This window comes from Sphingobacterium sp. UBA6320 (assembly GCF_002440335.1).
GTDB lineage: Bacteria > Bacteroidota > Bacteroidia > Sphingobacteriales > Sphingobacteriaceae > Sphingobacterium.
In genome coordinates this window covers 36,760-51,611 of record NZ_DJTA01000021.1, presented here as the reverse complement: position 1 = coordinate 51,611, position 14,852 = coordinate 36,760, and the positions used below count along the sequence as shown (strand labels likewise).

General features: G+C 41.1%; 9 protein-coding genes. 8 read left to right on the top strand and 1 reads right to left on the bottom strand.

The window, feature by feature from the left end; all coding sequences use genetic code 11:
- Nucleotides 1-240: 240 nt before the first annotated feature.
- The 5 genes from B3P23_RS13435 (at nucleotide 241) to B3P23_RS13415 (ending at nucleotide 7,932) form a co-directional block, all read left to right on the top strand.
- Nucleotides 241-1,485 (top strand): exo-beta-N-acetylmuramidase NamZ family protein, encoded by a 1,245-nt coding sequence (locus B3P23_RS13435; protein ID WP_293926853.1) that lies wholly within the window; start codon nucleotides 241-243, stop codon nucleotides 1,483-1,485.
- A gap of 40 nt (nucleotides 1,486-1,525) precedes the next feature.
- Complete coding sequence (locus B3P23_RS13430; RefSeq protein WP_293926850.1) at nucleotides 1,526-4,813, top strand: SusC/RagA family TonB-linked outer membrane protein; 3,288 nt, start codon at nucleotides 1,526-1,528, stop codon at nucleotides 4,811-4,813.
- 4 nt (nucleotides 4,814-4,817) lie between these two features.
- Entirely contained in the window at nucleotides 4,818-6,572 is a 1,755-nt protein-coding gene (locus B3P23_RS13425; RefSeq protein WP_293926847.1) for a RagB/SusD family nutrient uptake outer membrane protein, read from the top strand.
- 107 nt (nucleotides 6,573-6,679) lie between these two features.
- Entirely contained in the window at nucleotides 6,680-7,507 is an 828-nt protein-coding gene (gene murQ, locus B3P23_RS13420; protein ID WP_293926844.1) for an N-acetylmuramic acid 6-phosphate etherase, read from the top strand.
- Nucleotides 7,508-7,677: 170 nt separating this feature from the next.
- The gene (locus B3P23_RS13415) at nucleotides 7,678-7,932 is read left to right on the top strand and encodes a hypothetical protein (RefSeq protein ID WP_293926842.1); all 255 of its coding nucleotides are present in this window, start codon (nucleotides 7,678-7,680) and stop codon (nucleotides 7,930-7,932) included.
- 47 nt (nucleotides 7,933-7,979) lie between these two features.
- Here the strand turns inward: B3P23_RS13415 and B3P23_RS13410 are convergent, their stop codons facing one another.
- On the bottom strand, nucleotides 7,980-8,135 hold the full coding sequence (locus B3P23_RS13410; protein WP_293926839.1) for a hypothetical protein: 156 nt from the start codon (nucleotides 8,133-8,135) through the stop codon (nucleotides 7,980-7,982).
- A gap of 243 nt (nucleotides 8,136-8,378) precedes the next feature.
- Between B3P23_RS13410 and B3P23_RS13405 the strand changes: the two genes are divergently transcribed.
- Genes B3P23_RS13405 through B3P23_RS13395 form a run of 3 tightly spaced genes read left to right on the top strand, consistent with a single transcriptional unit; the run spans nucleotide 8,379 to nucleotide 14,823 of the window.
- A complete protein-coding gene (locus B3P23_RS13405) occupies nucleotides 8,379-9,554 on the top strand; it encodes an ROK family protein (protein ID WP_094773309.1) in 1,176 nt (391 codons plus the stop codon).
- 22 nt (nucleotides 9,555-9,576) lie between these two features.
- Nucleotides 9,577-12,972 carry a SusC/RagA family TonB-linked outer membrane protein gene (locus B3P23_RS13400; RefSeq protein ID WP_293926834.1) on the top strand — a complete coding sequence of 1,132 codons (3,396 nt, stop codon included), beginning with the start codon at nucleotides 9,577-9,579 and terminating at the stop codon, nucleotides 12,970-12,972.
- 12 nt (nucleotides 12,973-12,984) lie between these two features.
- Nucleotides 12,985-14,823, top strand: a complete 1,839-nt coding sequence (locus tag B3P23_RS13395) for a SusD/RagB family nutrient-binding outer membrane lipoprotein (RefSeq protein WP_293926831.1) — start codon at nucleotides 12,985-12,987, stop codon at nucleotides 14,821-14,823.
- The last annotated feature ends 29 nt before the right edge of the window (nucleotides 14,824-14,852 follow it).

Sequence of the window (14,852 nt, the reverse complement as noted above, 5' to 3'; positions counted from 1 at the left end):
ATAATCGAAAATGAGATTTTATTTTAACGCATCAAACTTACCCAGAAAACTGTTTTAAACGATTGCAAATGAATTTTGTAGCGTTTTTATCTTATCGAAAATCATAATGTTTTTGCAATAGTGGTGTTATTTAAACGAAAGTTTACATTGAAAAAGAACATTTTTACGCACACTTTAAAATTAAATATGCATAATTCCGCATTATTTTTTTAATTTTAGTGTAACTAATCAATAATAAACATGAAATGTAAACCTCATCCCTTGGTTATATACGTGTGTCATATGGTCGCTATAGCGACGATAGTCATCTGTGTATCGTGTCAGTCTTCGAGCAAAACATCTTCGCCTGCCGAGCAGAACGCAAATCAATCTTCCCAACTGCAGCTTGGCGCCGACCAGCTGGAAGCCTATTTACCACTCTTAAAAGACAAGAAAGTAGGTCTTATGGGCAATCAAACGACCGTACTAAGTGCCAATTTAGAGCATTTGGCTGATGTCTTACAGCGCGAGAAAGTAGACCTCCGTTTTGCATTTGCGCCAGAGCATGGTTTTCGTGGCGAAATCGAACGCGGTGAGCAAGTGAGCAATGATCGGGATGAAAAATCTGGCTTACCTTTATATACGTTATATGGCGGTAATGAAAAACAAGATTCGATTGTGCAGTCCATCGATGTCATGATCTTCGATATCCAAGATGTTGGAGCGCGATTTTATACCTACATGGCTTCCTTACACCACTTGATGGAATTATGTGCCAAGCACAATAAACACCTTATCGTCTTAGATCGGCCAAACCCATGTGGAGACCAGATCGATGGTCCTGTACGTCACGATGATAAATTTAAAGCCGATATTTCCTTTCACAAGGTTGCTATTATGCATGGACTCACCATGGGTGAAATGGCTCAAATGATCAACGGAGAAAAATGGTTAGAAGAAGGAAGGCAGTGCAACCTAACGGTCATTCCCTTAAAAAACTACCATCATGCACTTGTTTACAAATTACCGGTCATCCCTTCTCCTTCATTGCCCAACCATCTCTCCGTACGGTTGTATGGTTCATTATGTTTATTTGAAGGCACAAGTATTTCAGAAGGTAGAGGTACCGACTGGCCCTTTCAAGTCATTGGTTACCCCGACCCGGTATTCGGCAGTTTTCAGTTTACACCTGGAGAAAAATCCGGAATGGCCAAACATGTGGCTGGAAAAGGAGAATTGCATTATGGATTGGATCTGCGTGGCTTAGATCCGGACAAGCAGACCTTCACCCTCAAATATGTATTGGATTTCTACAATAAAATGCCGGACAAAAGTAAATTTTTTTCCAGAGCAGAGTTTTTTGATAAACTCGCAGGAACCGATGTCTTGAGAAAGCAGATTATTGCTGGACTTTCCGAAAGCGAGATTAAAGCGTCCTGGCAAGAAGACCTCGATCAATATAAGCAGATGCGTCATAAATACCTGTTGTATCCAGATGCTGAATAAACCTTTTATTTTCCATAAACGTCATTAAACACTAAATTGTATGAGAAGAATACTACTTTTTTCTACTGCTTTAGGAGTAATTATGCAGGCTCATGGGCACAACCGCTCAACGAGTAACCTATTTACGCCAAAGCCAGCATGGTCTCATCTCGTTTATGAGACCTTGCAGAATACGATACAGGGAACAGTATCAGATTCATCAGGTCCATTAGCAGGAGTTACGGTTACGGTCGTTGGATCTTCCATATCCACCCAGACAGATGCCAAAGGTAAATTTAAAATCAGCGCTTCGACCGGTGCTATGTTACGGTTTAGCAGCATTGGGTATACGACACAGGAGATCAGTGCGAGTTCTTCCATGGTCAATGTCACGTTAACATCCGATGCGACCAACATGGATGAAGTCGTAGTGGTCGGTTATGGTACACAGAAGCGCTCCAATGTAACCGGAGCCGTATCGACCGTAGATACGAAAAAGACTTTTGAAACCCGTCCAGTAACTGATGTCGGTCGCGCCTTACAGGGAGCAGTAGCCGGTCTATCCGTATCCACAGCAAGTGGAGATCTAGGGGGTGATCCAAAAATACGGCTACGTGGTGTCAGTGGATCTTTGCAAACGCAAGGCGGTGCCTCTCCGCTCATCCTGGTAGATGGTGTTGAAATAAGCAGTTTATCGATGATCAATCCCACAGATATCGAAAGCATATCGGTCATTAAAGATGCCTCTGCAGCCATCTATGGATCGCGAGCAGCTTGGGGAGTGGTATTGATCAAAACTAAATCTGGAAAAAGAAACACTAAAACGTCCATCAATTACTCCAATAATTTTGCCCTTCAGACCTTGACCTCCACACCCGTTATTGCAAGCGGAGCAGCGGGTGCAAGAGCAGGATTGCTTGCCATGCAACGGACAAATCCTTCCTTGACCGGATATGTTAATCTCGGGACACGATACGATGATTATGCCATCAAAAAGATGGAAGAATGGCAAAGCTTGTACGGTGGACAAGATCTGGGACTCGACATGGTCGAAGGCCGAGACTATGAGGTGAAGGACGGTTACCTCTATTTCCATCGGGAGTGGGATGCAGAGGATATGTTTATGAAAAAATATACCCCTCAACAGAACCATAACCTGAGTATCAATGGTGGGTCTGATAAAATAAATTATAATGCCGGATTTGGTTTAATGTCGCAAACGGGAATCTTGAAAGATAATCCAGATAAATACAACCGCTATAACTTTAACTTAGGTATCAATGCCGATATCACAAACTGGTTGACAGGTTATGCCAAGATTTTGTTTTCATCCTCTGATGTCAGCAAGCCTTTTTCGTTCAACGGCAACGTGTATGAACCGATCTTCTATCTCTATCGTTGGCCTCGTAACTTTCCTTATGGGACGATCAATGGATTGCCTATGCGTAATGCCATTACCGATGTTCAACAGGCCAATATGAATGAGCGCAAATTCAATATGGGACGTTACACCTTCGGTGCACAAGCCAAAGTACTACCTGGCTTGATGGTGGATGCCGATTATACATACTCCCAATTTATCAACAAATTTAATGAAAACGGCGGTACGGTAACGGGGTGGGATTTTTGGAATAAAAATAAATTTGAATATATCACCTATACCGGAGCTGCTTATAATCGGGCACGAAAAGAACGTACGATGACCGATAGGCATGTCGCCAACATCTATGCGACCTATGATAAGAGCTACAACCAGCATAATTTTAAATTGATGGCCGGCGCCAATGCTGAACTTTTTCAATCGGACAATGTCTGGGGGCAACGGTTGGGACTTCTTGATCAAAATTATCCGCAACTTGGCCTGGCCAATGGCGATATGACCACCAGCTCGGAGGCTTCACATTGGTCTACTTTAGGATTTTTCGGCCGTGTCAATTACAGCTATCAAGATAAATATCTTTTCGAGGCATTAGCGCGTTATGATGGTTCTTCTCGTTTTAATCAAGACAATGTCTGGGGATTTTTCCCAGCAGTATCAGCCGGTTATGTGATTTCCAAAGAAGAGTTTATGGATTGGTCCAAGCCTTATCTGGATTTCTTCAAAGTACGTGCTTCTTGGGGAAGTGTCGGCAATCAAACGGTTCCAACCGGCCTTTACCTGTCTACTTTAAGCCAAGCCCCGACCAATTGGGTCGTAGGTGGTGTTAACCAAACGACGATGACCACACCATCAATTGTATCAAAGGATTTGACCTGGGAAACCGTGACGACCAAAGAAATTGGTGTCGATCTCGCCTTCTTTCAGAACAAACTGAACGTGACCTATAACCGGTATCGTAGAACGATTTCTAACCTGATCACTGGCGGTGTGATTTTACCTTCTGGCTTTGGAGCACCTTCACCGCTGCGCAATTTCGGTGAAATGCAAACCAATGGTTGGGAATTGGAACTTGCGTTCAACCAAAGTTTTAGCAATGGTTTAACGATGCGGTTGTCTGGTCAACTATCCGATTACAAAGAATCGATTACAAAATTTGATGGACAGGCCCAAGTCAATGTAAATGGTACTTCTTCCAACTATAATGGAAAGATGATCGGCGAGATCTGGGGATATGAAACTGATCGGATATTCCAGGTGGATGATTTTATAGCAAACAGTAATGGGACATACACACTGAAAGAAGGCATTCCTTCGCAATCTTATTACGAAACGACAACCTTTAAATATGGCCCTGGAGATATCAAATACAAAGACCTGAACGGTGACGGTGTGATCGGCATCGGCGATGGTACCGTTGAAAACCCGGGTGACAGAAGGATTATCGGAAATTCAAACCCACGTTATCAATATGGCTTCCGTGCAGATTTTGATTTTAAAGGCTTTGATTTGGGAATCTTTTTTCAAGGTGTAGGACAACGCCATAACTGGGTTGGTGGCGATTTTGCCGTTCCAGGCTGGCGACCTGCGGAGGCGTGGTACGATCACCAGATGGATTACTGGTCACCGGACAATACCAATGCCTTCTACTACAGACCAACCAATCAGAACCAGAGCAATACCACCATGAATCATATGCCACAGACGAGATATCTATTGGATATGTCCTATCTGCGACTGAAAAACCTTTCTTTGGGCTACACTTTGCCGACTTCTTTTACAGAAAGGGCCAAAATCTCCAAGTTTAGGGTCTTCTTCTCAGGCGAAAATCTATTGGAATTTGACAACTTAAATATACCGATCGATCCAGAGACGGATTACACCGAAGAAGGGATTAAAGATGCCAATTCATTTGGTCGCTCTTATCCTTATCGCAGAACTTTTTCACTCGGGCTTCAACTAACTTTTTAGAGAAATGAAACTATTTAAATATATCGCAGTAGCAGGATTACTATCCTTTTGCTCCTGCTCTAAAGAATTTTTAGGCGACGACTTTTTAAAGAAAGATCCCTTGGATCAGCTGACAGATCCAGCATTCTGGTCATCAGAAAACAACATCCGCACCTATACCTTTGGTTTTTACAATTCGTATTTCAAAGGTTATGGACAAGGGTTCACCTGGGGCACCTATTTTTCTGGACAATTTATCAATGATGATTCTGCTCCATTGAGCCCCAATGAGAATGTCATCACCGAATTTGTGCAGAATATCCCGACATCAGGCGGCGGTTGGTCTCCAGCCTTACCCACCAATCAAACACCGACAGGCGTTTCTTCTTACTATTCACGTATCCGCAAGGCAAATCACTTTATAGCGAGTGTGCCCAAAGCACAGCTTGCAGAGGAAGTTCAAAACCATTGGTTGGGCATTGGACGCTTCTTCCGTGGACTTGAATATGCAAATTTTGTCAATGCTTTTGGAGATATCCCGTATGTCGACCGCGTGCTGACAGAAGACGATCCCGAACTTTACAAGCCCCGCGATTCCCGTGTTTCTGTTATGGACAAAGTACTTGAAGATTTTAAATTTGCGGCACAGCATGTCCGTAAAAGCGATGGTCCCGTACAGCAATCCGTCACCAAATATGTCGTCTTAGCGTATATGTCACGTGTTTTTCTCTTTGAAGGAACCTGGTTAAAATACCACCATAAAAATGAAGCGAAGTCAAAAGAATATCTAGAAGCTGCCAAATGGGCTGCAGAAGAAATCATCAACAGCGGCGCCTATTCCATTTCAAACAACTACCGCAATTTATTCAGTTCTGAAAGCCTGAAAGGAAATAGCGAGATTATTCTGTTCAAAGAATATGCAGAAGGTGTTTTACAGCATAGTTTAATGTCGTATAATAATCTAGAACCTCAGGCAGGGATCTCAAAAAATGCAATCGACAACTATCTTTTGTCCGATGGACTTCCGATTCGATTATCACCACTTTATAAGGGCGATAAATCTGTTTCAGAAGCGTTGGTAAACCGAGACGGTCGTTTAGTTCAAACGGTTGTACCGCAACTCAGAATGCTGAACACCTTATCCAACTATGCATTTTCTGGCTATTCGGTTCAAAAATTTTTAAATGAAAGTCTCAAAAATGTTCCGGTTGGAAGTGGGCAATTAAATATTACCGATGCACCCATTATTCGTTACGGCGAAGTATTGATGAACTATGCGGAGGCAGCCGCAGAGCTGGGTGTTCTTGATCAAGCCGCTTTAGACAAATCGATCAATATGCTGCGCAGCAGAAATGGAGTCGGTCTTCCTAAATTGCAGGTTATGGGTTTGCAGCCTGCAGTTAATGGCGTTGTCTATGAAGATCCCGCACGCGATGCTACGGTTTCCAGCCTGCTGTGGGAAGTTCGGAGGGAACGCCGTTCTGAACTCATCTTCGAGGGCTTGAGACTGAATGACCTCCGTCGATGGAAGAAATTAGAATATGCCGATACCGATAAAAATCCGACGATCAATAGAGGTGCTTATATTGTCAAAGCCAACTATTCACCTGCACTATTAAACGGAATTGCCATTGACGGTAGTCAAGAAGGCTATATCATTCCATCCAGCGTCAATAAAAGGCTGGTGGTCGATAAGTATTATCTAGATCCGATCCCGATCGATCAGATTTCACTTTATAAGAGTAAGGGAGTCGAACTGGCTCAAAACCCGGGATGGTAAATCATCTCCATTAAATACAAAGTCCTCCATATCTACATACTGGATATGGAGGACATTTTTCAGTGCTGACAAGCAAATTTTAAACGCAAGCAAAAGAATAATTTGATATGAATTTTAAGCATACGGTCGTAGTAACAGAAAGTGAGTCCAATTATCAGGGAATAGATAACATGTCAACCAGAGAAATTTTGTCCTATATCAATCATGAAGATAGAAGAGTTGCCGACGCGGTTGAATTGGTTATCCCTGCGATTGAAAAACTAGTCACTGTCGCTGTGGCTTCCATGAAGAAAGGAGGAAGAATTTTTTATATCGGTGCAGGCACGAGCGGTCGCTTAGGGATCTTGGATGCTTCGGAGTGCCCACCGACTTTTGGCGTACCTCATGATTGGATTATCGGTCTTATTGCCGGGGGTGATGGTGCCATTCGAAAAGCTGTTGAATTTGCAGAGGATGATGTGGAGCAGGCCTGGAAGGATCTGCAGGAATACGAGATCGGACCGCATGATACGGTTATTGGCATTGCAGCTTCTGGTTCCACACCTTATGTGATCGGAGGACTGAAAGCAGCAAATGTGCATGGATGTACAACTGGATGTATTGTTTGCAATACCCATTCGCCAATTGCTACAGTAGCGCAATACCCGATAGAAGTTGTTGTAGGTCCAGAATTTATTACGGGTTCAACAAGGATGAAAGCAGGGACAGCTCAAAAACTCGTCTTGAATATGATCAGTACCGGGGTTATGATTCGACTTGGAAGAATTAAAGGCAATAAAATGGTCGATATGCAGCTCTCCAATCATAAACTTGTAGGTCGTGGCGTTCGTATTGTGATGGAGGAAACCGGAGCTACTGAAGCCGAAGCTACTTTATATATCAACCAATACGGCAATGTCCGCGAAGCGATTGCACACATCAAAAAGCATCTGTAACTATTATTAATGAGGTCCATCCACCTGATCTACACGTCTGAGACGTGTTTCAGGAGCGACTGAATAGACACATGTTGACCAGACACGGAGCTCACTTTGAGCACTGTGTCATCTTTGATCCTCGGACTGTCAACAGCCATTCTTGCAGTGGACCAATCGAATAATAATACTTGAATTTAACCTATGTTACCATTCCTAAACTCTCCATAAAAGAAGCCTTTAAAAATGTTCATATTGCCATCGGTGTGCTTGGTTCACTCCTGCATATTGCCGATGAAAAAAGTGTCGGTGAAAGTACCTCAATATCACTAATCACTTCTTTTATGATAGCTCTAGCAGGGGTTTATATTGCAGAAGTGATCTTCTCAGCAAAAGTCTTTACCTGCGTTGATAACTTACCTTCTTTTTTTCTTATACCACGGTAACGGCAATAAGCACGTGTACTATCTACGCTGGATATATATGATATCTGCTACTTAGACATTAATTTTGCCAGTTCTCCCATCTCAAAGAAATATACAACATCCTTATATAAAGCTGTTTCACCAAATAGAACTACTTCTTCATAATAGTGGATAGGTTGTTTTGAATGGATTGCACCCCAGGCATTAGCAGCACGCACAATCATTTTAATGGGATCAATTTACCTGATCAACATCTAATTATATAAGACATAACAATAGTTATTGCAAAAGATCATTTCAAAAAAAAAAATTATTAAACGTATGCAAATTAGTTTTAAATAGATAAAAGAGCCCTTTTTTCTGAAATTCTGGTACGAAGAAAAAAAACTTTTTAAAAAAAACCTAAAAGTGTTATGTCATTCATAATATTTATTGTAATTTCATCTCAACGGAAAACCAATCCAATTATGAATAACCAAATTATTAAGGCGCTGTACTTTCAAAAGTTACAGTCCATTGCACAATTGAGTAAAACATTTAATAAAAGTGTACCACTTATTACAAAGTCTATCCAGTCTTTGTTACAGATGGAGCTCATAGAAGGTAATGAATTTGCAACCTCTACAGGGGGCAGAAGAGCTGTTCAATTTAAAATAAACACCAATTTAGACACTTATACACTTGTGATTTCGCTCGATCAATTTTATACATCCGTTTATATTTTTGATTTAGGAAACAGTATCATCGTCGAAAAAGTTGATTTTTATAATCCTTTATCAGACAACGATAGCGCTCTATCACTCATCATTGCATTGACAGAGGAAATAATAAGCGAATCAAAGATTCCATTGACTAATTTCCTGGGTATAGGGATCAGTATGCCAGGCTTTGTGGATACCGACAAGGGTATCAATGATTCCTTTGACAAGCAGTCTGTACTATACCATATCAAGAAGACAATATCCGATCATTTTCAGGTACCTACTATTATTGAGAATGACTCTACCTGTATTGCCTTCGCCGAACAAAAATTTGGAGCAGCTCAAAATATTAAAAGTTCTTTAGTGATCAATCTCAATTGGGGAGTGGGGCTAGGTATGATCGTCAATGATCACATATTTAAAGGATCAAGTGGATATGCCGGAGAATTTAGCCATATCCCACTGAGTAACAGCAATGAATTATGTTCCTGCGGAAAAAAGGGTTGCCTAGAAGTTGAGGCCTCCTTGACTGCAGCAATAAAGAATGTTCAGGCCGCCATCCATTCTGGAGAAAAATCAAGTTTAGAAAGCGAGCACTATAATAACCTATTGGTTCAAGGCGACGCTCTGCTAGAAAGTGCATTAAACGGGGATCAGCTGGCCGTTGCCCACCTCGGCAAAATAGGTTATATGTTAGGAAAGGGCATTGCGACACTTATCCATATCCTCAATCCGGAAGCTATTATTATTAGTGGAAGAGGCGCTCGTGCAGGGACCATACTGCTTCCGCAGATACAGACTGCAATCAACGAATTCTGTATCCCCAGGTTAGCACAGGCAACGCAGCTCAAAATTTCTGATTTCAACAAACAGGCTCAGAGTCTAGGTACTTCAGCCTTTATTATAGACAACTTTTTACAAACACTATTTCACAAAAACTAACCACAACAATCAACCAATTATTATGAGTTATTTTTACAAAAAAAGTGCGGGTTTGGCCTTATGTACCCTATTTAGTGCCTCTTCCCTATTTGCACAGCAGTCTATTACCGGAAAAGTAACAGACGCAAAAGGACCTATTTCGGGGGTAACGGTAGCGGTAAAAGGTACAACCCGCGTCACACAGACAGACGCAAATGGTCAGTTTACGATTCAGGCAGCGCAGGGTGAAACGCTGCGTTTTTCCAACGTCGGTTTTAAAATATCCGAACTTATTGTCGGATCAACTAAAACGATTAACATGACGCTAGAAGAAGATGCTGGCGCTTTAGATGAAGTGATCGTGACCGCGATGGGTATTACCAAAAAACAGCGCGCATTGGGATATGCGGCGAGCAGTGTGAAACCAGAAGAAATTCAGCGGGCCAATGCGGTGAATGTTGTCAATGCTCTACAAGGTAAAGTAGCAGGAGTGAACATCAATGCTGTCGGTACATCAGGAGTTACGTCATCGTCAAGCATCACCATACGTGGAGCAAAATCTCTCGACAAAAACAACTCTCCGATTTTTGTTGTCGATGGTATTGTTATGGAAAACAACATTACAGACACCTATGGTGGGAAAGACTGGGGGTCGCAGTTAAAAAACTTAAATCCAGATGACTATGAGAGCATTGATATCTTGAAGGGTGCCGCCGCTACCGCATTATATGGATCTCGAGGTGCAAACGGAGCAGTTGTTATTACTTCCAAAGGGGGAATGGCACGCAAAGGATTGGGAATAGATTTTTCTCAAAACTATCAAATCCAAAAAATTTATGCACCACATGTCAAGCTACAAAACATATTTGGAGCAGGTAGCGTCGGCAATGGTTATGAGGGAAACTTTCTACCTTCGGGCAATCCCAATACCTCGACTTCAAATTTTGGTCCAGCTATGGAAGGACAGCTCGTCGACCAGTATTATACAGATGGAGAAAAAGTACCGTTTTCTCCACAGAAAGATAATTGGAAAGCACTCTATCAAGACGGCCATTATTCCAATACCAACTTTGCGATCAATGGCGGTAACGAAAGAGCTGTTTTCAGAATCTCGTATTCGCACACAGACAACAAAGGCGTTTTAAAGAATAATTCATTTAAAAGAGATGCCCTGAGTTTAAAGTCTAGTGGAAAGATCAACGATATATTTTCGGTTGATTTTGGTATTAACTATGCAAAATCAGCTGCCGAGAATGCCTATGATCAAGGTTTTTATCGCGAAGGACAAAATTTAGGCTTGTTAACCACCTATTATATGCCTAGAAGCTTAGATTTGGCAAGCTTTTATAAACAATACCGCGATCCAGTCACAAACGCTGTAAAATCGCAATCAGTCTATGGAACACTCGCCAACTTCTTACACCGACTCGATTATTATAATGAGGTAAGGGATGAAGAAAGCATCATTGGGAATGTGGCATTGCGCGCGCAAATAACAGAAAACATCCGAGCTTCAGCTCAAGCCAATTACACCACATACAACACCTTGACCACAAATAAACAGTATGGTGCAGGTCCATATTTAGGCAATGGCGGATATTACGCGGTTAATGGTACCAGACGTAATAATTATAACTTCCTATTTATGCTCGATGGCAGTAAGGATTTTTTAAATGGCGATTTAACGACCAACTTAAAGGTAGCGTCAGAAATGTACGGGAACGGTGCTAATGAAAATTGGGGTAAAAATACAAATGGCGGGTTGGTGGTTCCTGGCTTATTTGCTTTCTCCAATTCTGTCAATACCATTTATCCAACTTACAATTATACAAAAGGGAATTATAAAGTACTTGGGGTATTTGCAGTGCTGAACTTAGCTTATAAAAATCAATTATTCTTAGAAATGTCTGCTAGAAATGACTGGAACTCGTCCTTACTCTATCCAACATGGATCACAGCAGGAACAAATAACTACTCTGTTTTCTATCCATCTGCCAATGCCTCTTGGGTATTTACAGATACCTTTCGGGACAAACTTCCTGAAGCATTCTCATTTGGAAAATTAAGAGCGTCTTGGTCAAGAGTAGGAATGGGGTCTGCCGCCTATGCCACAAGTGTGGGTGCAGGAGGATTTAACCAGTCTACGATATATGATCAGGATAAAAACAGCATCATCTCAGCCAATCCTAATATATCCAGTATACCCAATACAGATTTGAAACCTGAAATTCAGCAATCCATAGAACTCGGAACCGATATCCGTTTCTTAAAGGATCGATTTGGCATTGATTTCACCTACTATAAGACTAATACTTTCAATCAAATATTAACGCTAGGAAATGTGATTGAATCAGGATCCTCAACACGAAGAATAAATGCCGGAAATATTCAAAATCAAGGTATTGAGCTGATGTTGGACGTAGATGCGATAAAAAATGAAAACTTACGCTGGAATGTTCAATTCAACTACACGGTCAATAGAGGTAAGATCAAAAAATTGCATCCCGACATCAAAGAATGGCAATTAATGAGTTCAGTTGATGCGGGACCAGAGATATGGGCTTACGAAGGTGGCGATTTTGGAGTCATTACTTCTGGATATAATAATACTTATGCATCTGCACCAGCCCTATACAACAATGAAAGTAATCCCAATGATCCAAACAATGGAAAAAGAATACTGGAATACGGAGGTAAAACGGGCAGTCCTAATCCTGCCTATGTCTATTATTGGAGCACCGAAGCAGATATGGGCAAGCCTGAACGAAAAGTTCTGGGAAAAATTGAACCCGATTTCATTGGAGGTCTTAACACCAGTTTATACTATAAAAACTTCGACTTCTATGCTCAGGCAGATGGACGTATAGGTGGACAGTTTTACTCCCACACCTATAAGTATGCGATGGGACGAGGAGCACTTGAAGAATCACTTTATGGCCGAGATCAAGCGCATGGTGGCATTGCGCGAACAGATTATAAAGGGAATACTGTTTATGACGGTATTATGCTAGATGGCGTATTTAAAGAAGGAACACAAGCACCCTCCAAATTGGATCCGAGCAAAACGGTAGCAGTCGGTGGAATGACTTATAAGGAAGCGGTAGAATCAGGGTTAATAAATCCGATGATGGCTTCTAGTTTCTATGCTTATAATTATGGGTGGGGAGCCAATGTGGAGGACCCGATTATGGATAATTCATGGATCATGATGCGTGAAATAACGATTGGATATAAACTGCCCGCATCACTAACGAAGAAATTCAAATTAGAATATGCCCGTTTGGGGATCACGGGAAGAAATCTATTTTACATTTATAATGGATTAAAGGCGGGCTTGAATCCTGAATCCATACAATCCAATAACCCATTGACTCCATATGAATATGGCGGTGTACCTTACTCCAGAAGTTTCTCGGTTTCCTTAAATGTTAAATTTTAAAAGAATTAAATCATGAAAAAAATAAATAGAATAATGCTCTTTAGTCTTTTCTCGTTGACTTTAGCAAGCTGTAAAAAAGATATGGTTGAGATGAATACAAACGAAGAACTGTTAGTGTCGACCGATCCAAAATTTATATTCACCAATGCGACCTTAAACTGGAATAATGCATCCCGCGGAGATTTAGCGGGTAAATACAGTGGTGTCATGCAGCTGATGCAATATATTGTCGGCAACAATGGTGGGTCTGACGCCATTTATGCAAACCCAACGGCAAGCAAAAACCCTACACCATATCTACCGTATTATAATTATTATTATAATAATTATGGAAATAAACTCAATTATCTGATCAGTACAGTCATTGAAAATAGAATTGATAAAGACCGTTTTAAAAATATTGCGGCAATTGCCAAAATACTGCAGACCTATCAAGCTTTTCTGGTCTTCGACACTCATGGTGCTGCTCCATACGCCGACGCATTGCAGGGATTATTAGGAAATAGCACGCCTAAATATGATATGTACGAGGAAAATTACAAGTTATTTGATAATTTGGTTAAAGAATCCGTTGCGTTACTGAATTCTAAACCTACAGATCAGATCGCGCTAGGTAATAATGATTTTTTTTACAGAGGAGATGTGAATAAATGGATTAAATTTGGAAATACCCTTCGTATAAAAATGGCACAACGATTTGAAAAAGTAGACAATGCTCATTTTCAATCTGTACTTACCGATGTACTGGCAAATCCAGGAGGATTGATAGCATCAAATGCTGAATCCTGTATCTATTACCACAATATCGAACACAATAACGATACTTGGGATACAGCTGTATTGACATACCAATATTTAGCAAGTAATGCGTTTGTCACCTTTCTGGAATCGAATAGTGATCCACGACTTCCGCTTCTTGTGAGAAGAAACGGATTTGGTACAGGAAATAATAATCCAGACAATGACGCCGTTGAAGCTAGATTAAAGCAATATCATCCGAACTACAGTACTGATGCTGCCTACAAATTATATACAGACCGCTATATTGGCAGGCCAGCCTCACCCGACTTGTCTACCGATGAAAAATATAACGAATATGTGAGTTTTAACGAAACGACCAGCACAGGACCTGTAAGTTATACCGTTCGTGCTATTTCTCAGATCCAAAGCCGTTATTTTGTCAAAAATGGAGGAAATGCAGAAACCGCTGGTGGGGCAAGAAATATCGACTACCCGAGATATGACAATAATGATGAGATGAAATTATTTTCTCCGCAGATCACCTATGCGGAAGTATGCTTTATGATGGCCGAAATTTCAGAGAAAGCAGGTGCTTCAAAAGGTGGAAAAGATGCAAAAACATGGTATGAATCTGGAATAAGAGCATCTATGGAGCAGTATCAAGAATGGGGAGTGAGAATGAAGGTTCTTGCCGCCGCAAATAATACAGCTTCCGATTACAATCCGATAGACAATACAAAGATCGATCAGTACCTGGCACAGCCACAAGTACAGTACACCGGAAGCCAGCAGCATAAATTGGAATTAATCATTTCACAAGCTTGGGTCAATTTCTTTATGAGACCCGAAGAAGCGTGGGCTACTTGGAAACGGACAGGCCTTCCTAAATTTAAGACTTTTACACAAGCTAATCCTGCAGATGGTACTGCTTTCTTAGATGAGATAAAATCTGGAGGCACTACATTTTTAATACCTCGAAGATCTACCCTACCGGTACCAAACGCGGCAAATAATAACAATTATAATGATGCATTAAATAAATTGATTGCTAATCCATTATATCTCGAACAGAATAAGACAGAAGGAAGAATATTCTGGGATGTACAATAATCTCCTTATCCATAGAAAAGGCCTGATCA